This is a genomic window from Kitasatospora sp. NPDC054939 (assembly GCF_053610105.1).
In genome coordinates this window covers 1-19,878 of sequence record NZ_JBSGXP010000058.1, presented here as the reverse complement: position 1 = coordinate 19,878, position 19,878 = coordinate 1, and the positions used below count along the sequence as shown (strand labels likewise).

20 protein-coding genes are annotated in these 19,878 nt (G+C 75.2%); 13 read left to right on the top strand and 7 right to left on the bottom strand.

Annotated elements, in window-relative coordinates:
* The first annotated feature begins 251 nt into the window (after positions 1 to 251).
* Positions 252 to 2,408 carry a prolyl oligopeptidase family serine peptidase gene (locus tag ACWGB8_RS18455; RefSeq protein ID WP_452214547.1) on the top strand — a complete coding sequence of 719 codons (2,157 nt, stop codon included), beginning with the start codon at positions 252 to 254 and terminating at the stop codon, positions 2,406 to 2,408.
* A gap of 154 nt (positions 2,409 to 2,562) precedes the next feature.
* Positions 2,563 to 4,137, top strand: coding sequence for a murein biosynthesis integral membrane protein MurJ (gene murJ / locus ACWGB8_RS18450; protein ID WP_452214546.1), 1,575 nt, complete (start codon positions 2,563 to 2,565; stop codon positions 4,135 to 4,137).
* Here murJ and ACWGB8_RS18445 read toward each other — a convergent pair.
* Positions 4,130 to 4,993 carry a transglutaminase family protein gene (locus tag ACWGB8_RS18445; RefSeq protein WP_452214545.1) on the bottom strand — a complete coding sequence of 288 codons (864 nt, stop codon included), beginning with the start codon at positions 4,991 to 4,993 and terminating at the stop codon, positions 4,130 to 4,132. The genes murJ and ACWGB8_RS18445 overlap by 8 nt on opposite strands.
* Positions 4,994 to 5,134: 141 nt before the next feature.
* A complete protein-coding gene (locus tag ACWGB8_RS18440) occupies positions 5,135 to 6,145 on the bottom strand; it encodes a GNAT family N-acetyltransferase (protein ID WP_452214544.1) in 1,011 nt (336 codons plus the stop codon).
* 130 nt (positions 6,146 to 6,275) lie between these two features.
* Between ACWGB8_RS18440 and fdxA the strand changes: the two genes are divergently transcribed.
* Positions 6,276 to 6,602: a ferredoxin gene (gene fdxA / locus ACWGB8_RS18435; protein WP_452214543.1), complete on the top strand. Its 327-nt coding sequence runs from the start codon at positions 6,276 to 6,278 to the stop codon at positions 6,600 to 6,602.
* Between the two features lie 22 nt (positions 6,603 to 6,624).
* Positions 6,625 to 7,779 carry a succinyldiaminopimelate transaminase gene (gene dapC / locus ACWGB8_RS18430; protein ID WP_452214542.1) on the top strand — a complete coding sequence of 385 codons (1,155 nt, stop codon included), beginning with the start codon at positions 6,625 to 6,627 and terminating at the stop codon, positions 7,777 to 7,779.
* 101 nt (positions 7,780 to 7,880) lie between these two features.
* On the opposite strand, the gene ACWGB8_RS18425 is transcribed toward dapC, so the two are convergent.
* Together ACWGB8_RS18425 and ACWGB8_RS18420 are read right to left on the bottom strand one after the other, a co-directional pair.
* Positions 7,881 to 8,723 (bottom strand): hypothetical protein, encoded by an 843-nt coding sequence (locus ACWGB8_RS18425; RefSeq protein ID WP_452214541.1) that lies wholly within the window; start codon positions 8,721 to 8,723, stop codon positions 7,881 to 7,883.
* Positions 8,724 to 9,085: 362 nt separating this feature from the next.
* Positions 9,086 to 10,093 (bottom strand): hypothetical protein, encoded by a 1,008-nt coding sequence (locus tag ACWGB8_RS18420; protein ID WP_452214540.1) that lies wholly within the window; start codon positions 10,091 to 10,093, stop codon positions 9,086 to 9,088.
* A gap of 117 nt (positions 10,094 to 10,210) precedes the next feature.
* On the opposite strand from ACWGB8_RS18420, the gene dapE reads away from it, so the two are divergent.
* The gene (gene dapE, locus ACWGB8_RS18415; RefSeq protein ID WP_452214539.1) at positions 10,211 to 11,287 is read left to right on the top strand and encodes a succinyl-diaminopimelate desuccinylase; all 1,077 of its coding nucleotides are present in this window, start codon (positions 10,211 to 10,213) and stop codon (positions 11,285 to 11,287) included.
* 121 nt (positions 11,288 to 11,408) lie between these two features.
* On the top strand, positions 11,409 to 12,218 hold the full coding sequence (locus ACWGB8_RS18410; RefSeq protein WP_452214538.1) for an LOG family protein: 810 nt from the start codon (positions 11,409 to 11,411) through the stop codon (positions 12,216 to 12,218).
* Positions 12,219 to 12,251: 33 nt separating this feature from the next.
* Here the strand turns inward: ACWGB8_RS18410 and folP are convergent, their stop codons facing one another.
* On the bottom strand, positions 12,252 to 13,064 hold the full coding sequence (gene folP, locus ACWGB8_RS18405) for a dihydropteroate synthase (RefSeq protein ID WP_452214571.1): 813 nt from the start codon (positions 13,062 to 13,064) through the stop codon (positions 12,252 to 12,254).
* Positions 13,065 to 13,174: 110 nt separating this feature from the next.
* Between folP and ACWGB8_RS18400 the strand changes: the two genes are divergently transcribed.
* Positions 13,175 to 13,684 carry a DivIVA domain-containing protein gene (locus tag ACWGB8_RS18400; protein WP_452214537.1) on the top strand — a complete coding sequence of 170 codons (510 nt, stop codon included), beginning with the start codon at positions 13,175 to 13,177 and terminating at the stop codon, positions 13,682 to 13,684.
* Positions 13,681 to 14,280, top strand: coding sequence for a DNA-3-methyladenine glycosylase I (locus tag ACWGB8_RS18395; protein WP_452214536.1), 600 nt, complete (start codon positions 13,681 to 13,683; stop codon positions 14,278 to 14,280). Before ACWGB8_RS18400 ends, ACWGB8_RS18395 begins: the two co-directional genes overlap by 4 nt.
* 23 nt (positions 14,281 to 14,303) lie before the next feature.
* Here the strand turns inward: ACWGB8_RS18395 and ACWGB8_RS18390 are convergent, their stop codons facing one another.
* Positions 14,304 to 15,104, bottom strand: a complete 801-nt coding sequence (locus tag ACWGB8_RS18390) for an enoyl-CoA hydratase-related protein (protein ID WP_452214535.1) — start codon at positions 15,102 to 15,104, stop codon at positions 14,304 to 14,306.
* A 296-nt stretch (positions 15,105 to 15,400) separates the two neighbouring features.
* Between ACWGB8_RS18390 and ACWGB8_RS18385 the strand changes: the two genes are divergently transcribed.
* Positions 15,401 to 15,568, top strand: a complete 168-nt coding sequence (locus ACWGB8_RS18385; protein WP_014137929.1) for a DUF3117 domain-containing protein — start codon at positions 15,401 to 15,403, stop codon at positions 15,566 to 15,568.
* A 137-nt stretch (positions 15,569 to 15,705) separates the two neighbouring features.
* Here the strand turns inward: ACWGB8_RS18385 and ACWGB8_RS18380 are convergent, their stop codons facing one another.
* A complete protein-coding gene (locus ACWGB8_RS18380) occupies positions 15,706 to 16,341 on the bottom strand; it encodes an O-methyltransferase (RefSeq protein ID WP_452214570.1) in 636 nt (211 codons plus the stop codon).
* Positions 16,342 to 16,633: 292 nt separating this feature from the next.
* On the opposite strand from ACWGB8_RS18380, the gene sigE reads away from it, so the two are divergent.
* From sigE to ACWGB8_RS18360, 4 genes are all read left to right on the top strand, one after another.
* Entirely contained in the window at positions 16,634 to 17,359 is a 726-nt protein-coding gene (gene sigE, locus ACWGB8_RS18375) for an RNA polymerase sigma factor SigE (protein ID WP_452214569.1), read from the top strand.
* Positions 17,356 to 18,339, top strand: coding sequence for an anti-sigma factor family protein (locus ACWGB8_RS18370; protein WP_452214534.1), 984 nt, complete (start codon positions 17,356 to 17,358; stop codon positions 18,337 to 18,339). Before sigE ends, ACWGB8_RS18370 begins: the two co-directional genes overlap by 4 nt.
* A gap of 97 nt (positions 18,340 to 18,436) precedes the next feature.
* The gene (locus ACWGB8_RS18365; protein WP_452214533.1) at positions 18,437 to 18,889 is read left to right on the top strand and encodes a sec-independent translocase; all 453 of its coding nucleotides are present in this window, start codon (positions 18,437 to 18,439) and stop codon (positions 18,887 to 18,889) included.
* 206 nt (positions 18,890 to 19,095) lie between these two features.
* On the top strand, positions 19,096 to 19,791 hold the full coding sequence (locus tag ACWGB8_RS18360; protein WP_452214532.1) for a hypothetical protein: 696 nt from the start codon (positions 19,096 to 19,098) through the stop codon (positions 19,789 to 19,791).
* The last annotated feature ends 87 nt before the right edge of the window (positions 19,792 to 19,878 follow it).

The following is a 19,878-nucleotide window of genomic DNA, read 5'->3' as shown; positions in this document are numbered from 1 at the left end:
GGACCGACGGGCGGCCGCCGGGGCCCGGGACGGAGCCCCGACGATCACTCGTCGGACCAGTCATACCCGATGGGTGAGCGCGGCATCACGCATGGTGAGCCCGCACGCGTCGGGGCACGGTGGCACCCGTGGGGCGCACGGGCCGGTGGGAGGGGGTGTGGCGCCCCGGAAGGAGCCGTTCGCGCCGATGCTCCGAACGAGTGATCACGAACGGCCCTGGGTGCGCCCGCGAAGTCGTAGGGTCTGGTGCCATGACCACCCAGCACCCTGCGGACACCTTCCCGAGGCAATACGCGCGCACCCTGCGGTACACCGTCGGTGCGCCCCGGTCGTTCTCCGTCGCACCCGACGGCTCCCGGGTCGTCTTCCTGCGCTCGCGGTCCGGCAGCAACCGGGCCAACCTGCTCTGGACCCTCGACACCGTCACCGGCGAGGAGCGGATCGCCGCCGACCCGGTGGCCCTGCTCGGCGGCGGCGAGGAGGACGTCTCGCCGGCCGAGAAGGCCCGCCGCGAGCGCAGCCGCGAGGGCTCGGCCGGCATCGTCGGCTACGCCCTGGACGGCTCCGGCACGCTGGCCGCCTTCGCCCTCTCCGGCCGCCTGTTCACCGCCGACCTGGTGGCCGGCACCACCACCGAGCTGCCCGCCGAGGGCCCGCTGCTCGACCCGCGCCCCTCCCCGGACGGCACCTACGTCGCGTACGCCACCACCTCCGGTGAACTGCGCCTCACCCGCACCGACGGGACCGCCGACTGGGCCTTCGCCCAGCCCGACGGGCCGAACGTGACCTGGGGCCAGGCCGAGTTCATCGCCCAGGAGGAGATGGACCGCGACCGGGGCCACTGGTGGTCCCCGGACAGCGACCGGCTGCTGGTCGAGCGCGCGGACGACGGCCCGGTGCGCCGCTGGTGGATCGCCGACCCGGCCAACCCCGGCAGCGCGCCCGCCGAGGTCGCCTACCCGGCGGCCGGCACCCCCGACGCCGAGGTCGGGCTCTGGTCCTTCGGCCTGGACGGCACCCGGGTCGAGATCGCCTGGGACCGCGAGACCTTCCCCTACCTGGCCCGGGTGCACTGGTCGAAGGGCGGCGTCCCGCTGCTGCTCGTCCAGACCCGCGACCAGCGCCGCGCGCAGGTCCTGGGCGTGGATGTGGAGTCGGGCGCCACCGAGGTGCTGCACGAGGACCGCGACGACGCCTGGCTGGAGCTGTTCCCCGGCGTGCCGGCCTGGACCCCGGACGGCCGGCTGGTGCGGATCTCCGACGAGGGCGGGGTGCGGTCCCTGGTCGTCGGCGACCACGCCGTCACCGGAGCGGACCTCCAGGTGCGCTCGGTGGTCGCGGTCACCGCGGAGGAGGTGTTCTTCTCGGCCTCCGGCGGCGAGGCGGAGACCGACCCCGAGCCCGGCTGGATCGCCGTCGGCCGGATCACCCACGACGGCAAGCGGCTGTCCTGGGAGAGCGCCAACGGCCGCCCGTTCACCTCCGTCACCAGCGCGGTGCACGCGGCCGGCATCACCGTCCGGGCGACGGCCGAGCCGGACCTGCCCGGCGCGCTGGTCAAGGTGGCCCGCGACCTGTCGGAAGGCGTGGCCGTCGACGACCTCGCCACCGTCGAGTCGTACGCCGAGACGCCGGTCATCACCGCCCGGCCGGTGTTCCGCTACGCCGGGGAGCGGCGCATCCCGGCCGCGGTCTTCCTGCCGACCGGCTACGACCGCGAGCGCGACGGCCTGCTGCCCGTCCTGATGGACCCGTACGGCGGCCCGCACGGCCAGCGGGTCGTCCAGGCGCACAACGCGCACCTCAACTCGCAGTGGTTCGCCGACCAGGGCTTCGCCGTGGTGGTCGCGGACGGGCGCGGCACCCCCGGCCGCAGCCCCGGCTGGGAGAAGTCCATCGCCTTCGACCTGGCCGGCACCACCCTGGACGACCAGGTCGAGGCGCTGCGGTCGCTGGCCGGGGAGTTCCCGCTGGACCTCGACCGGGTCTCGATCCGCGGCTGGTCGTACGGCGGCTACCTGGCCGCGCTCGCGGTGCTGCGCCGTCCGGACGTCTTCCACGCGGCCGTCGCCGGTGCGCCGGTGACGGAGTGGGAGCTGTACGACACCCACTACACCGAGCGCTACCTCGGGCACCCGGCCGAGCGCCCCGAGGTGTACGCCGCCCACGCGCTGACCGGGTCGGCCGCCGCGCTGGAGCGCCCGCTGATGATCATTCACGGGCTGGCGGACGACAACGTGGTGGCCGCGCACACCCTGCGGCTCTCCTCGGCGCTGCTCGCCGCCGGCCGGCCGCACACCGTGCTGCCGCTTTCGGGCGTCACCCACATGACCCCGCAGGAGGAGGTCGCCGAGAACCTGCTGCTGCTCCAGGTCGACTTCCTGAAGCGCTCGCTCGGCCTCGGCTAGCCAGGCGCTGCCCGCGCGCACCGGCGGCCGTCCCTCGGGAGCGGTCGCCGGTGCGCGCAACCCGCCGGGGGCGGTGGGCCGTTCGGGCGCCGCCCGGACCGGGAACACCCTGGACATGGGGGTGCGGCCCGGGGTTCGCGGGGCGGGACGCCGGGTGCCGGCGAGCCTGGTGATGGCGGCCGGGACGATCGTGTCGCGGGCCACCGGGTTCGTCCGGGCCGCGCTGGTGGTCGCGGTGCTGGGCTCCGGACTGCTGGCCGACGGCTACCACGTCGCCAACACCGTCCCCAACCTGGTCTTCGTGCTGCTGATCGGCGGCGCGCTGAACACCGTGCTGGTCCCCCACCTGGTGCGCGCCGCACGGGAGTCGGCGGACGGCGGCGCCGCGCACACCGACCGCCTGGTGACCCTGCTGACGGCGGCCCTGCTCGCCGTCACGGCCCTGGTGGTGCCCGCCGCCCCGCTCATTGTGCGCCTCTACACGCCGTACAGCGGCGAGCAGTTGGCGCGCACCGTGCTGCTGGCGTACCTGTGCCTGCCGCAGGTGCTCTGCTACGGGCTGTTCACCGTGCTCGGCCAGGTGCTCAACGCCCGCGGCCGGTTCGCACCGATGGCCTGGGCGCCGGTGCTCAACAACCTGGTCGTGATCGGGGTGTTCGGCTGGGTCCTCGGCTCCGGCGCCGAACCGGCCGACCACCTCGTGCTGCTGGGCCTCGGGACCACCCTCGGCGTCGTCGTGCAGGCCGTCGCCCTGCTGCCGCCGCTGCGCGCGTCCGGGGTCCGGCTGCGCCCGCGCCGCGGCCTGCGGGAGGCCGGGCTGGGCGCCCCGCTGCGGGCCGCCGGGTGGACGCTGCTGCTCGTCTTCACCGACCAGGTCGGCCAGTGGGCGGTCACCCGGCTCACCACCCTCGCCGGTGAGCGCGCCCAGGCGGCCGGGGTGGCCGGGGGCGTCGGCTACACCGCGTACGGCAGCGCCTACCTGCTCTGGATCGTGCCGCACGGGGTGGTGACGGTCTCCCTGGTGACGGCGGCATTGCCCGCGCTGAGCACGGCGGCGGCCGACGGCGACCGGGACGCCGTCCGGCGGCTGGCCTCGCGGGCCCTGCGCACGGTGGCGGTGGCGACCGTGCCCGCCTCGCTCGGGCTCGCGGTGCTGGCGCTGCCGCTGAGCCGACTCGCCTTCGGCCACGGCCGGGCCGGGGAGGCCGACGTGCAGGCCATCGCCGGCATGCTGACCGCCTTCGCCCCGGGCCTGGTGCTCTACTCCGCCGCGTACACCCTCACCCGGGTGCTGTACGCGATGGGCGACAGCCGCAGCCCCTTCCTGCTCAACCTGCTGCCGGTGGGGGCCACCTCGGCGGGCGCACTGGCCTGCGCGGAACTGCTCCCGCCGCGCTGGGCCGCCACCGGGACGGCCGCCTGCTACGGCGGATCGTTTCTGCTGACCGCGCTCGGGGCGGCCCTGCTGCTGCGCCGGCGCCTCGGCGGCCTGGACGGCGCCCGGATCCTGGCCGCCCATGCCCGGCTGCTGGCCGCGGCCGTCCCCGCGGCACTCTGCGCCGCCGCCGTCACCCGGCTGCCGGCCGCCGACTGGCTGGTGCTGCCCGCGGCCGCCGCCGCCCTCGGGGCCGTCCACCTGCTGCTCGCCCGGTCGCTGCGCGGCCTGCGCGGGTCGCACGGGTCACACGGGCCGCGCGGGCCGGGGCGGGACGGCGGCGGGCTCAGTTGAGCCGGTGGCGGGCGGCCCTGGCCTCCAGCCGCACCCGGGCCGCGGCATCGGGGTCGAAGGCGTCCAGGATCTGCGCATAGGACTCCATCTCGGTCGAGCCGCCGAGGAAGTCGCCCGTCCGGACGAGGAGTTCGGCGCGCTCCAGGCGCAGCTGGGCGGGGTGGCGGGGGAGCAGCAGGGCGAGTTCGGTGGCCCAGAGCTGGGTGCGGGCGTGCTCGGGGCGGTCGGCCGCCCAGCCGCGGATGTTGCCGAGTACGCGCAGGACGGTCTCCAGCGGCTGGGCGGGGGTGAGGAGTTCGGGGGTGAACTCGTGGCCGGCGGCGCGGACCAGATCGGCGGCGTCCTCCAGGTCGAGCAGCCGCCCGCCGTGGAAGGGGTCGGCGAGCACGTACTCCTCGCCGCCGGCCGGCCCGCCCACGGCGACGATGAAGTGGCCGGGCAGGGCGATGCCGTGGACGGTCAGCCCGGCCCGCCGGGCGACCGCGCCCCACACCAGCGCGAGCATGATCGGCAGCCCGCGCCGGCGCCGCAGCACCTCGGGCAGCAGCGAGGACTCCAGCCGCCGGTAGTCGGACTGCCGGCCGTGGAAGCGCTCGCGCCCGCCGAGGACGGCGGCGAGCAGGGCGGCGGTCTCCTCGGGCCCGGCGGGCCGGCGCTCCGCCACGGCGGCCCGGACGGCGGCGGCGTGCCGGTCCAGGGCGGCCTGGCAGGCGGCGAGCAGCGCGTCCAGGGCGGGCGGTGGCTCCGCGGGGTCGGCGACGGGCTGCTCGGCGGCCATGAGCAGGCAGAGCAGGACGGGGTCGGGGTGCTCGGACCGGGCCTCGGCCCGGAAGCGTGCTCGGCTCTGCTCGGTCACGGTGGCTGCGGCGGCTTTCCTACGGGCGGACAGCGGACGGACGGCGGACAAACAGGACGGCGGTGGGCGGGCGGCGGTCGGGCAGGACGGCGTACGGGACGGCGGTCGCCGAGGGGCCGTCCCGCCCGCCCGGCGTCAGCCCTACGGTAGGCGGGCGTAGTGGTAAGTGTGACTGGTGGCGAAGCCCAGTCGGTCGTAGAGTGCGATCGCCCCGGCGTTCTCCGCCTCCACCTGGAGGTACCCGCCCACGGCGCCCTCCTCGGCGGCCCGCGCCGCCAGGACGGCCATCACCGAAGTCGCGAGCCCGGCCCGCCGGGCGCGCGGGGCGGTCTCGACGGCGCTGAAGCACGCCCAGTCGCCGTCGATGACGCAGCGTCCGATGGCCAGCGGGGTGCCGTCCGCGCCGCCGGGCACGCTCGCGAACCAGACCGAGGGGCCGCCGTGGATCACCTCGGCCGCCGCCGCCTCGACCGCCGGGTCGCCGCTCACCCGCCGGTAGAGCGACATCCAGCGGGCGTCGGCGGTCCGCGACAGCCGCACCCGCGCGGCGTTCGGCCCGCCGGCCCGGGCCAGCGGTCCCAGCGGGGCGGTGCGGACCAGGGTGGGCGAGTACACGGCGCCGAGCCGGTCCAGCTCGGCGGCCAGCGGCTCCGGCGAGCCGGGCGAGCAGACCTCGATCCAGGCGGGCAGGCCGCGCGCCGCGTACCAGGCGCGGACCGCGTCCAGCGCGGCGGGCAGCGGCAGGCCGGGTTCGCCGAGGGTCTGGACGGAGTTGGCGCGCCGGGTGAATCCGGCCGAGGCGCGCAGCGTCCACTCCCCGAGTGGTTCCTGCTCGACGGCGGGCCAGCCGCGAGCGGCGATCAGCTGCAGCTCCAGCGGCGCGACGGAGGGTGGGGCGGTGCGGCGGGCCGGGAAGAGCGGCACGACCTTGCCCGCGACCAGCAGCTTCTCGGGGAACGCGACCGGCTCGCCGTTCCTCGGGACGACCGTCAGCCCGTGATCGTCCCAGGATGTGAGCACGCCGATCGCATCCCGGAACACCGGACGGTCGTCGACGAACTCCGCGAGCCGTCGAACGGAGACGCGTAGCCCCACGTCAGAGCGATCTATCCGCACCTCGGGACGGTCCTGGGCCGGTCCTCCGGACACCATCGGGGCACCTCCTGTGCATTTGCGGTCTCTGACCCGCGATACTAGGGGCGGGCATCGACGACGCCGCGCTCACCCGCGCACGCGAGCAAACAGAATGGGCCGCCGAGCCCTTCCGAGGAGGAACGACAGCGTGACCTACGTCATCGCGCAGCCTTGTGTCGACGTCAAGGACAAGGCTTGCATCGAAGAGTGCCCGGTTGACTGCATCTACGAGGGCCAGCGGTCCCTCTACATCCACCCGGATGAGTGTGTCGACTGTGGCGCATGCGAGCCGGTCTGCCCGGTCGAGGCGATCTTCTACGAGGACGACACTCCCGAGGAGTGGAAGGACTACTACAAGGCGAACGTCGAGTTCTTCGACGACCTCGGCTCGCCCGGCGGTGCCTCGAAGCTCGGCCTCATCGAGCGCGACCACCCGTTCATCGCCGCTCTGCCGCCGCAGAACGAAGACCACTGAACGATCGGTGGCAACTGAAGCTGTGAGCACCAACGACAGCACGCGCGCGCCGTTCCCGGGCCACCCGGGGGCGGCGCGCCGCGTTTCCGACCGGCTCCCCGTCTTCCCCTGGGACAAGCTGGAGCCGTACAAGCGGACCGCGCTCGACCACCCGGGGGGCCTGTGCGACTTCTCCGTCGGCACCCCGGTCGACCCGGTCCCCGAGCTCGTCCAGAAGGCGCTGGCCGCGTCCACCGACACGCCCGGCTACCCGACCGTCTGGGGCCCGCTGGAGCTGCGCGAGGCGATCGCGGGCTGGCTGCACCGCCGGCTCGGCGCGGAGATCGGCCCGCAGGCCGTCCTGCCGACCGTCGGCTCCAAGGAGCTGGTGGCCTGGCTGCCGACCCAGCTCGGCCTCGGCCCCGGCGACCAGGTCGCCTACCCGCGGCTGGCGTACCCGACCTACGAGGTGGGGGCGCGGCTGTGCGGCGCCGAACCGGTCGAGTACGACGACGTCGAGGAGCTGGACGGCTCCCGGGTGCGCCTGCTCTGGGTGAACTCGCCGTCCAACCCGACCGGCCGGGTGCTGGACCGCGACGAGCTGCGCCGCGCGGTCGCCTGGGCCCGGGAGCACCGGGTGCTGCTGGTCAGCGACGAGTGCTACCTGGAGCTGGGCTGGGAGGCGGACCCGTCGTCCGTCCTGCACCCGGAGGTCTGCGGCGGCGACCACGAGGGCCTGCTGGTCGTGCACTCGCTCTCCAAGCGCTCCAACCTGGCCGGCTACCGCGCCTCCTTCGTGGCGGGCGACCCGGTGGTGGTCAGGGAGCTGCTGGAGATCCGCAAGCACGGCGGCATGATCGTGCCGGCGCCGGTGCAGGCCGCGACGATCGCGGCGCTGGGCGACGACGTGCACGTGGCCGAGCAGCGCGAGCGGTACGCGGCCCGGCGCTCGGCGCTGCGGGCGGCGCTGGAGGCGTACGGCTTCCGGATCGAGCACTCCGAGGCGAGCCTCTACCTGTGGGCGACCCAGGACCGGCCGTGCTGGGAGACCGTGGCCGAACTGGCCGGGCTGGGCATCCTGGTGGCGCCCGGTGACTTCTACGGCCCGGCCGGGGACCGCTTCGTGCGGGTCGCGTTCACCGCGACCGACGAGCGGGTCGCGGCGGCGGTCGAGCGGCTGCACGCGGCGCGCGCGTAGGCGGGTCCGCGGACACGACGGAGGGGGCCGGTGATCCGGCCCCCTCCGTCGCGCGCGGGGGGTTCGGGCCGAGCCGCCGGGGAGCCGGCTCGGCCGCGGGGTCAGCCGATCGGCAGGCCGCTGAGGCTGCCGCCGTTGACGCCGCCGAGCAGGCCCTGCACCGGGCCGAGCGCGCTGGTCAGGCCGCCCAGGCCGTTCAGCGGGGAGTTCGGGCCGAGGTCGGCGCCGCCGAGGCGGTGGCCGGAGCCGTGCTCGGCGAGGCCCAGCAGGTCGGCGCCGGGGACGTCGGCGGGCAGGGCGCGGGTGAGGGCACCGGTGGGCAGCGCGGCGGTGAGCGCATCGGTGCCGGGAATGGCGCCGGACAGCGCCTGGGCGCCGGGCACGCCCTGGGTGAGCGCGGCGGTCTGGGAGAGCCCGCCGACCGGGTTGGCGGCGGCGCCGGCGCTGCGGCCGGTCGCGCCGTGGCCCAGCGCGCCGTGGCCCAGGGCGCCCTGGCCGAGGGCGGTCTGGCCGGCCGCACCCTGGCCGGTGACGGCCTCGCCGAGCTTGCCGGCCAGGCCGGAGGCGACCTTCGGGGTGACGCCGCCGAGCTGGCCGGTGGTCGCGGCGGTGGCGTCCACCGGGGCGGTCAGCGAGCTGGCGTCCTTGTTGGCCTGCGGCAGCTGCTGGGCGACGATGTTGCCGCCCGCGTCGGCGGCGGCGGGCACGCCCGCGGCGACGGTGGCGGCGGTGGTGGCCCCGGCGGCCTTGCCCAGCTCGTGGGTGGTGTGCTGGAGGGTGGAACCCGTGTCCGTGTTGGTGAGCTGGCCCAGCGGGGCGGCCAGGTCGGACTTCGGCAGCAGCGCGTCGGCGGCGGACGCCGTCCCGGCCGCGACCAGCGGGGTCGCTCCGGCCGCGACGAGCAGTGCGGCCTGGGCGATCCGGCGCGTGAGGGGGTGAGACATGGGGCTCCTCGGAAGGGTCAGGGTCCGTCCTGTCCGCCGGGCGGACGACGGTATTACCGCTTCAGAAGCCAGAAGGTTTCGGCCGGTGCAAGGAAAGCATCGAGCCGCTGATCGGATCGTATGACCGCAATCGGGTGCCCCGGCCCGGGGTGGTCGCACCACCGGACGGGCGGCGGCCCAAGGGAAGTGACGGTTCTGCGCACCGGCGGCCCGCAGACCCCTCCCGTCCACCGGGGTTGACCCGAATCACCCGGACGGCGGCAACCCGGACACCAGTGCGTAAGCCCCGGCCGTCACTTTCGGCGGGCTCGTCCACCACCGTCCGACCGGGCCCCGCCCCCCCCGCCCGTGCGGAGCCGTCGTCAGCGCTTGCCCGGGGCCGCGAGGGCGACCAGCACCAGCTGGGTGGAGGTCCCCGTCGGCTGCGGTTTCCAGCCGTCCGCCGACCTGGACTTGCGCCAGATCCGGCCGTCGTACGCGACCGTCTCGATACCGAGCTGCTGGGCCTGCGTCACCGCCCAGTGCGCCACCGCCCAGCCGTTCTCCCGGGCCGCCTCCGGACCGGCGTCGGTGCTGGCGTTCGGCTCGGGCGTGAGCGCGACGCCGACCTCGGCGCCCTTGATGCCGGAGCGGTGGTCGGTCGTCGGGGTGACCGTCCGGCCGAACTCGCGGCGCACCTTCTCGGTCAGCACCTGGGTCCGGTCGGCCGGCGCCCCGGGCGTGGCCGCGGCGCCCGGGGTGCCGGAGGGCGCCTCGGCGGGTTCGGGCTCGTCGAAGTCGTTCACCACGCAGGTGAGCGAGGCCGGCTCGCGCCCGGTGAGCGCCGAGGCGAGCAGCGTCGCCTTGGTCTCGTGCTTGGCGTACGCCTGCGGGTAGCCGCTCTTCTGCACCTGCTGGGCGGCGTCGGTGAGCGGCAGCCGGGTGTAGCCGGGCACCTTCACCAGGCCGTCGAGGAACTTGTTGGTGGCGTACACCGGGTCCATGATCTGCTGCACCGTGCCCCAGCCCTGCGAGGGGCGCTGCTGGAACAGGCCGACCGAGTCGCGGTCGCCGCCGGTCAGGTTGATGATCTTCGACTCCTGCATCGCCGTCGCCAGCGAGATGGTCACCGCCCGGTCGGGCAGGCCGCGGGAGTGCGCCACGGCGGAGATGGTCGAGGCGTTGGCCGCCTGCGAGATCCGCAGCGTCCCCTCGCCGGCCGCCGTCCTTACCTCGCAGCCCTCGGAGGTCAGCTTGTCGCCGCGCAGCCAGTACAGGCCGCCCGCCACCGCGGCGAGCGCGACCAGCACGACCAGCACCACGCGCAGCGGCCTGCGGCGGCGTCCGGCGGACGCACCGCCGTTCCGCCCGCCCTTCCTCTTCCCGGCCACCCTCGCCCCTCTCGCCCGTGCTCCTGATCCGACACCGTACCCACTCGGACGGATGTGCGGCGCCGCCGGTTCTGCCCGCCGACCGCCCCCGGACCGCCGGGGATAGGCTGGGCGACCATGAGCAGCTCCGACACGCCCCTGGACCTCAGCCTCGACGGCGGCGCGCTGACCGCCCTGCTGGTCGACTTCCCGTCCGTCAGCGGCGACGAGAAGGCCCTCGCCGACGCCGTGGAGAGCGCCCTGCGCGCCCTCCCGCACCTCACCGTCGACCGGTACGGGAACAACGTCGTCGCCCGCACCGCCCTCGGCCGCGCCGAACGGGTGCTGCTCGCCGGCCACCTGGACACCGTGCCGATCGCCGACAACGTGCCGTCCCGGGTCGAGGGCGACCTGCTCTACGGCTGCGGCACCTCCGACATGAAGTCCGGGGTGGCCGTCCAGCTGCGCCTCGCCGCCACCCTCCCGGAGCCCAACCGCGACCTCACCTTCGTCTTCTACGACTGCGAGGAGGTCGAGGCCAGCCGCAACGGCCTGGGCCACCTCGCCGCCGCCCACCCGGACTGGCTGGCCGCCGACTTCGCGGTGCTGATGGAGCCCAGCAGCGCGGTCGTCGAGGGCGGCTGCCAGGGCACCCTGAAGGTGCGGATCGAGCTCGCCGGGGTGCGCGCCCACGCCGCCCGCAGCTGGCTCGGCGACAACGCCATCCACCGGGCCGCCGACGTGCTGGGCCGGCTCGCCGCGTACCGGCCGCGCCGGGTGGAGATCGACGGCCTGGAGTACCGCGAGGGCCTCAACGCCGTCCACATCGAGGGCGGCGTGGCCGGCAACGTCATTCCCGACGCGTGCGCGGTGACCGTCAACTTCCGCTACGCGCCCGACCGCGACGAGGCCGGCGCCGAGGCGCACGTGCGCGAGGTCTTCGCCGGCTACGACCTCACCGTCACCGACTCCGCGCCCGGCGCGATGCCCGGCCTGGACCGGCCCGCGGCACGGGCGTTCGTCGCGGCCACCGGCGGCACCCCGCGCGCCAAGTTCGGCTGGACGGACGTGGCCCGCTTCAGCGCGCTCGGCGTCCCCGCGGTCAACTACGGCCCCGGCGACCCGAACCTCGCGCACAAGCGGGAGGAGCACTGCTCGCTCACCGCGATCGCCGAGGTCGAGGAGCGGCTGCGGGCCTGGCTGACCCACGGCTGACCGCCCCGCCGGGGAACGTCCGGACAGGTGTCGCACGGGAGCCCGAACGACACCTTCCGGTCTCCGGATCGACCTTTCGCCGTTGCCTGAAAACCGGGATCTTCGGGCGTAGGGTTTCGTCATGACAGGCACTGGAGACGAAAAGCACTACGGACACGGTCCCGAGCAGGTCGGCGAGCCGCGCCCCAAGAAGGCCTGGCCCGAGAAGCAGAAGGGCCCGGTGCTGGTGCGCCGGGACCAGGTCGGCACCAGCACGACGGACCAGCGGCTGCTGGACACCACCGGGCCGACGGACTGGCTGCACACCGACCCCTGGCGGGTGCTGCGGATCACCTCCGAGTTCGTCGAGGGCTTCGGCGCGCTGGCCGAACTCCCGCCCGCGATCAGCGTCTTCGGCTCCGCCCGGACCCCGGTCGACTCCCCCGAGTACGCGGCGGGCGTGGCGATCGGCCGGGCCCTGGCCGAGGCCGGCTACGCGGTGATCACCGGTGGCGGCCCCGGCGCGATGGAGGCGGCCAACCGCGGCGCCTCCGACGCGGGCGGCCTGAGCGTGGGCCTCGGCATCGAGCTGCCCTTCGAGCAGGGGCTCAACGAGTTCGTCGACCTCGGGCTGAACTTCCGGTACTTCTTCGTCCGCAAGACGATGTTCGTGAAGTACTCCCAGGGCTTCGTGGTGCTGCCCGGCGGGCTCGGCACCCTGGACGAGCTGTTCGAGGCGCTCACCCTGGTGCAGACGAAGAAGGTCACCCGCTTCCCGGTCATCCTCTACGGCTCGGAGTACTGGGGCGGGCTGGTCGACTGGCTGAAGAACACCCTGGTCGCGCAGGGCAAGGCGGCCCCGCACGACCTGGAGCTGTTCCACATCACCGACGACATCGACGAGGTCCTGAAGATCCTCGCCGACGCCCGCCGGCCCGCCCACGAGATCTAGCCCCCGGCCCCGGGCCCGCTGACCGGCGGGTGCTCAGGCCAGCCCCCGGCGGGCCACCGCCGGGGGCCGGGTGCCGCGGATCGACGCGACCATGTCCAGCACCTGCCGGGTCTCCGCGACCTGGTGCGCCCGGTACACCCGGGCGCCCAGCCAGGCCGAGACCGCGGTGGTGGCGAGGGTGCCGAGCAGCCGCTCGTCCACCGGCCGGTCGAGGGTCTCGCCGACGAAGTCCTTGTTGGAGAGCGAGACCAGCACCGGGAAGCCGGTCGCGGTCATCTCCGGCAGCCGCCGGGTGGCCTCCAGCGAGTGCCGGGTGTTCTTCCCGAAGTCGTGCCCGGGGTCGATGACCACCGCGTCCCGGCGCACCCCCAGCTCCACCGCGCGCTCCGCCAGCCCGACGGTCACCCGCAGGATGTCGGCCATCACGTCCTCGTAGCCGACCCGGTGCGGGCGGGTGCGCGGCTCGGCGCCGCCCGCGTGGGTGCAGACCAGCCCGGCGCCGTACCGGGCGGCGACCTCGGCGAGCTTCGGGTCCACCCCGCCCCAGGCGTCGTTCAGCAGGTCCGCGCCGACCTCGCAGACCGCCTCGCCGACCTCGTGCCGCCAGGTGTCCACGCTGATCACGGCCTCCGGGTGGCGCTTGCGCAGCTCGGCCACGAACGGCACCGTACGGCGCAGCTCCTCCTCGACGGTCACCTCGTCGCCCGGACCGGCCTTGACCCCGCCGATGTCCAGGATCGCCGCGCCCTCGGCCATCGCGCGGTCGGCGGCGGCGAACGCGGCCTCGTCGGCGAAGGTGGCGCCCTTGTCGAAGAAGGAGTCCGGCGTGCGGTTGACGATCGCCATGATCACCAGCTCGTCGTCGCCGAACTCCCGCGGTCCCAGGCGCAGTGCCACCGTTGTCTCCTCCACAGCTGCTGCGGGTGCGATGATGGCCCCCGGCCTACTCAGGGACCATGATCCCACCACTGTCGGGGCCGGCCGGGAAGTCGGGAGGACAGCTCGTGTTCTGGGTGATCGTGGTGGCGATGGCCGTGGTCGTCGGCGGCGCCGCGCTGGTGGCGCTGGGCGGGGGCGGGTCACTGCCGGAGGCGGTGCACGACCGGATCGCCGCCCGGCTGCCGCAGGACCGTCCGCTCAGCCGGGCCGACGTGGACGGCATAAGGCTGCCGATGGCCGTCCGCGGCTATCGGATGGACGAGGTGGACGACGTCCTCGACCGGCTGGGCGCCGAACTCGCCTACCGGGACTCCCGGATCGCCGAGCTGGAGGCCGCCGCGGCGGTGCGCGGCGGCGTCGAGGCGGGGCCGCAGGCGGGGCCCGACGCCGAGCCGCTGCCCGGCCTGGAGGCCTTCGCCGAGCTGGTGGAGCCGGCCGCCGTGCCGTCGACCGAGCGGGAGGCCGGGCCGCTGCCCGCCTCGCTCACCAAGAAGCCGCAGGACGCGGCGCCCGGGAACGAGCGGTGACCGAGCCGGCCGGGGGCGCCGTCCTGGGCGCGGACGGGCTGCGCCGCTGCGGCTGGGGCGAGTCCGCCGACGACTACCGGGCCTACCACGACGGCGAGTGGGGCCGCGCGGTGCACGGGGACGACGCGCTGTTCGAACGGGTCAGCCTGGAGGCGTTCCAGTCCGGGCTCTCCTGGATCACCATCCTGCGCCGCCGGGAGGGCTTCCGGGCCGCCTTCGCGGGCTTCGAGATCAAGAAGGTCGCCGAGTTCGGCCCGGCCGACGTGGAGCGGCTGCTGCTCGACGAGGGCATCATCCGCAACCGCGCCAAGATCGAGGCGACCGTCGCCAACGCCCGGGCCGCCCTCGCGCTCGACGGCGGCCTGGACGCGCTGATCTGGCAGCACGCCGGCGACCCGGACCGGCCGGCCCCCCGCACCCTGGCGGAGGTACCGGCCGTGACGCCCGGGTCGACGGCGCTGGCGAAGGCGCTCAAGAAGGCCGGCTTCCGCTTCGTCGGGCCGACCACGGCGTACGCGCTGATGCAGGCCTGCGGGCTGGTCGACGACCACCTCGCGGACTGCCACGTCCGCACCGCGGGCGGCCCGACGTCCTAGGCCCTGCCCTACTAGGCCCTGTCCTAGCGGCCCAGGTAGACCGGCTTCTCCTTGGCGACGAAGGCGCGCACCGCGATCCGGTGGTCCTCGCTCTCCCCGGCCAGGGTCTGCAGCTCGTCCTCCTTGTCCAGCAGCTCGCTCAGCGAGTGCGACGCGCCGTACGCGAGCGCCTCCTTGATCGCGCCGAACGCGACGGTCGGGCCCTCGGCCAGCTCGCGGGCGAACACCCGGGCGGTCGCGGCCAGCTCGGCCGCCGGGACGACCTTGGTGGCCAGGCCCAGCTCCAGCGACTCGGCCGCCTTCACCGTGCGCGGAAGCATCAGCAGCTCGGTCGCCCGGGCGTGCCCGACCAGCCGGGGCAGCGTCCAGGAGGCCCCCGAGTCGGCGGTCAGCGCGACCCCGGCGAAGGAGGTGTTGAAGCCGGCCGTGTCCGCGACGATCCGGAAGTCGCAGGCGAAGGCCAGCGAGGCCCCGGCGCCGGCCGCCACGCCGCCGACCGCCGCCACCGTCGGCTTGCGCATCCCGGCCAGCGCCCGCACCAGCGGGTTGTAGTGCTCCGCGACGGTCTTCAGCGCGCCCTCGCCGGTCTCCTGGGCCCGCTTGAGCAGGCCCAGGTGCTCCTTGAGGTCCTGGCCGACGCAGAACGCCCGGTCGCCGGCGCCGGTCAGCAGCACGGCCCGCACGGCGCTGTCCTCGGCGGCCGCGATCACGGTGTCGCGCAGCGCCACCTTGGTCGGGGTGTCGAGCGCGTTCATCGCCTCGGGGCGGTTGATGGTGATGACGGCCAGCGGGCCGTCCAGCTCGTACAGCACGGAATCGGACATCGGGTGAGGGCTCCCTGGTGATCGTCGTGGGGTCGTTCGAGAGTCAGGATGCCGGAGTGCGCGCCGCTGCGGGGAGTGTGAGGTGCGGCACCCTCCGGTGGCCTGCGGGCCGCCGCCGACGGGGCTTCCCGCCGGGTGCCCGCCGCCCGCGGAGGACCCCGGCGGGGGTGCACCGAGGGTGATGTTGGTCATCATGGCGTGGCATGCGGGATAATGGCTTCCGATCAATGCGTTCGATACCGGCGGTGGACGGACTGCCGGTGCGTAGCTGAGCGGTTGCAGGAAGGGGAACGAGCATGGCGGCCATGAAGCCGCGGACGGGTGACGGCCCGCTCGAGGTCACCAAAGAGGGGCGGGGCATCATCATGCGCGTTCCGCTCGAAGGCGGCGGACGCCTTGTGGTGGAGCTCACGCCCGACGAGGCCGATGCCCTGGGTGAGGCCCTGAAGAAGGCCTGCGGCTGACCGCAGCGGGTGCTCCCCATCTCCTGGAGATGTGCACCGGGCCCGGGTCCGACGACAAGTCGGCCCGGGCTCTGTGGTTCCCGGGCTCCGTGGATCCCGGGGTCCACGGAGCTCCGGGAGTGCCCGTCAGGCACGTCCTAGCCGCGCTTGACCGCGCAGAGCAGACCGTCGCTCACCGGCAGCAGGGCCGGCAGCAGCACCCGGCTCTCCCGCACCGCCTGGACCAGTTCGCGCACCGCGTGGGTCTGCGGGTCGTCCAGCTCCGGTTCGGCCAGCCGGCCCTCCTGGAAGACGCCCTCGAAGCAGACCATCCCGCCCGGCCGCAGCAGCCGCAGCGCCTCCGCCAGGTACTCCCGGGACTCCGCCGGGTCCCCGTCGCAGAACACCAGGTCGTACTGGCCGTCGGCGAGGCGCGGCAGCACCTCCAGTGCCCGGCCCGGTATGAACCTCGACCGGTTCGCGGCGAAACCGGCCGCCTGGTACGCCTCCCTGGCCAACTGCTGGCGCACCGGCTCGGTGTCCACCGTGGTCAGCACGCCGTCCGGCCGCATCCCGCGCAGCAGGTAGACGCCGGACACGCCGGTGCCGGTGCCGATCTCGGCGACCGCCTTGGCGTCCAGGGCCGCGGCGAGCAGGCGCAGACAGGCCCCGCCGCTCGGTCCGATCGCGCGCACGCCGGTGCGGGCCGACTGCGCCCGGGCGTAGGTCAGCACCGCGTCCTCGCCGACGAAGGTGTCGGCGAGGGCCGCGCGCGCGGGCCCGAACTCGCTGATGGCTGCCTCGTTCCGCGGCGCCGGGCCGGCCCGGCGCCATGGGATGTCGATATTTCCTGCCACAGATTACTGGCCGACCGGGAACCGCGTACGGCGGCGGGGCGTTGGTGGAGTTGGGACCGGGCGGACGGGATGCAGCCCCGGCCGCTTTTATCCGGGCTTGACGGGTGAGGTGGATATGGTGGTGGCCCTGCTGGGCAGAAGAGCCGACCGAGGAGGTGTGGCCGAGGGCGACGTCCCTGTGCGGCGGCACATCCGCGGCACCGCGTCGGCCCGTACGCCGAAGCCCGTGATGAACCAGCCTGCGCACTCCACCCTGGACCAGCCGGCCGCCGACAAGGCCGCCGGTCCCGCCGAGGCTCCCGCCCTCGCGAGCTTCGCCGAGGGCCCCGACGCGCAGACCTGGACCCCTCCCACGTGGGAGGAGATCGTCGAGGCCCACAGTGCCCGCGTCTACCGTCTCGCCTACCGCCTGACGGGCAACCAGCACGACGCCGAGGACCTCACCCAGGAGGTGTTCGTCCGGGTGTTCCGCTCGCTGTCGACGTACACCCCGGGGACGTTCGAGGGCTGGCTGCACCGCATCACCACCAACCTGTTCCTGGACATGGTCCGCCGCCGCCAGCGCATCCGCTTCGACGCGCTGGGCGAGGACGCCGCCGAGCGGCTCGCCAGCCGCGAGCCCAGCCCGGCGCAGCACTTCAGCGACACCCACTTCGACGCCGACGTGCAGCAGGCCCTGGACACCCTGGCCCCCGAGTTCCGGGCCGCCGTGGTGCTCTGCGACATCGAGGGCCTGTCGTACGAGGAGATCGCCGCGACGCTGGGCGTGAAGCTCGGCACCGTCCGCAGCCGCATCCACCGCGGGCGCTCCCATCTGCGCGCCGCGCTCAAGCACCGGGCGCCCGGCGCGGCCCCCGGCCGCGAGCGCCGGGGCGGCTCCGAGGAGCCGGTGCCGGTGGGCGCCGTCGCCGAACCGGCCGCGGCCCCGGGCGGGCGCGGACGGAGGCGGTCGTGAGTGCTGTCGGCTCCGGGCCGGGCCGTCCGGAGTCCTCCGGGAAGGCCACGGCCAGGCGCGGCGGCTGGCCGCAGCTGGGCCGCCGAACCCCGGCCGGACCGGACGTCCCGCCGCCGCCCGCGGCGCCGCCGACGGTCCCCGGCGAGGGCGGGCTGCGCGCGGTCGCCGTCCGGGCCGCGGAGCCCGCGCCCGAGGAGCACCACCTCGGCGAGCGCCTCTCCTCCTTCGTCGACGGCGAGCTGGGCCACGACTCCCGCGACCGCGTCCAGTCCCACCTGGCGACCTGTCCGCAGTGCCTCGCCGAGGCCGACGAGGGCCGCGCCGTCAAGCACCTGCTGACCAACTCCGGCACCCCCGGCCCCTCCTCCTCCCTGATGGCCCGGCTGATGGCCGTCGGCGCCCTGCCGGACGAGCACGACCCCCACGACGACGACCTGCCCGGCGGCGGCGTGGCCGCGACCGGGACGCTGGGCGGCAGCCGGCTGACCGGCGGCTCCTTCGGCCGGGGCGCGGGCGCCTCGTTCGGCGGCGGCGCGCTCGGCGCGGACACCCCGCTGCCCGGGGTCGACCCGCGGGCGTTCGGGCGCGGCTCGGTGCTGCGTCCGCTGATGGGCCGCCGCAGCGAGCGGGCGGAGGCGCCGCTGCGCCCGCAGCCCGCCGCCGCGGCCCCCGCGGCCCGCCCCGTCCCGCCGCGCGGACGCCGCCTGGTGTTCGCCGCCGCCGGGGCGTTCTCGGTGGCCGCGGTGACCCTCGGCGGGGTCGGCAGCGCCGGCGTCGGCCCGCAGTCGGGCGACGGCCAGCGCGGCACCTCGGTCCGCCCGGCCGGCGGCACCGGCGGCTACGTGCCGATGAACGCGCAGGTCCCGGTGGACTTCCCGGTCCGCCCGGTGTCGGCGACCCGCTCCGCGGCCACGCCCTCCCCGCAGCAGGACGGCAACCCCCGGACGGGCCTGGCCGGCCTGCACCACGAGGAGCGCTGAACCGGCACTTCACCGCGGCTTCACCACGCGGTGGACCCGAACGGGCCGGTGGCCATTACGCTGTAGGCGACGTTGTCCGACGAGCTAGGGAGCTTAGGTGTTCACGGACATAGGCTCACTGGAAGTCCTGACCCTGGTCGTTCTGGCCATCGTGATCTTCGGTCCGGACAAGCTTCCCAAGCTGATCCAGGACACCATGGGCTTCATCCGCAAGATCCGCTCCTTCGCCGACAACGCGAAGGAGGACATCCGCAGCGAGCTCGGCGACGACTTCAAGGACTTCGAGTTCGAGGACCTCAACCCGAAGACCTTCGTCCGCAAGCAGCTGATGGGCGGCGACGACGACCCGCTGGGCCTCAAGGAGATCAAGGACCTCAAGGAGAGCCTGGACATCCGGTCGGTCCTGGACGACAAGCCGGTCGCCGCGGTCAACGGCCGGGCCGGCTCGGTCAGCATGGACAAGTCCTCGCTCGCCGCCCCCGCCACCGCCGTGGCGGGCGCACCGCTGCAGTCCGGCGAGCGGCCCCCGTTCGACCCCGACGCCACCTGACGGCGCCGCACCCGACGACGCGCCACCGCCCCGCCCGGCTGAGCGGGGCGGCGGCATGTGCGCCGCTATTGTGCTGATTGCTCCCGCTGTGCCGTCTGTCACTTTCCGGCCCCCTTCAGGGCGAAGACGCCCGGCGCGGGCACCGCGGTACGCCACCATGGGAGCGCGCTGCGGCAGGCACAGGTGCGCGACGAGGAGGCCCGGGGATGGACGCGACGAGACAAGCGGCACACGCGGCGGGGACGGCCACGGCCGGCGGACCGGTCGGCGGCCCCGTGGTCGGCGGGCAGGCCCGCCCCGCGGACCCGCTGGTGCCGTACCTGTCGGCGGACTTCCCCTGGTACGGGCTGGACGACGGCTGGACCGGCCGGCGACATCTGATGCAGGCCGGGGCGGGCGCCCCGCGCGCCGGGCAGACCGGCAGCGTCGACTACGGCAGCCTCGGCCACGGCGACGAGCCGGCCCGCCAGTACGAGCCGCGCGACATGCGCCGCTTCGCCGTGGTGGTCACGGTCGCCCGCCGGGACGTCCGCCGCAGTGCCGACAACACCGGCATGCTGGAGGCCACCTCGGCCTCCTCCGCCGCCTGGCTGGCCGGCTCCGGCCTGCTCGCGGCCACCTGGCCCGGCCAGCTCGACCGGGCGCTGCGCCAGGACTGGCTGGACCAGCAGTCCGCGCTCGCCTGGGACCTCGCCGACGACCTCGACGGCCCCGGCTGGTCCACCCTCAGCCTGCCGGTCAACGGCCTCCCGCAGCCCTTCCGCTACCGCGAGTCGGAGTACGGCTGGGTACTGGCGGGGGAGGCCCCCGGCGTCCTGCTGGGCGCCTACGGACGCGGCGTCAGCGCCTACGGCGCGGGCTTCGCCACCGTCCCCGACCTCACCGCCTACACCCGCCCGTAGCGGCCCGCGGACACGCGGCCCCGCGACCCGGCGCCACGCGGCCCCGCGGACACGCGCAGGGGGCCGGACGCACCGTGCGTCCGGCCC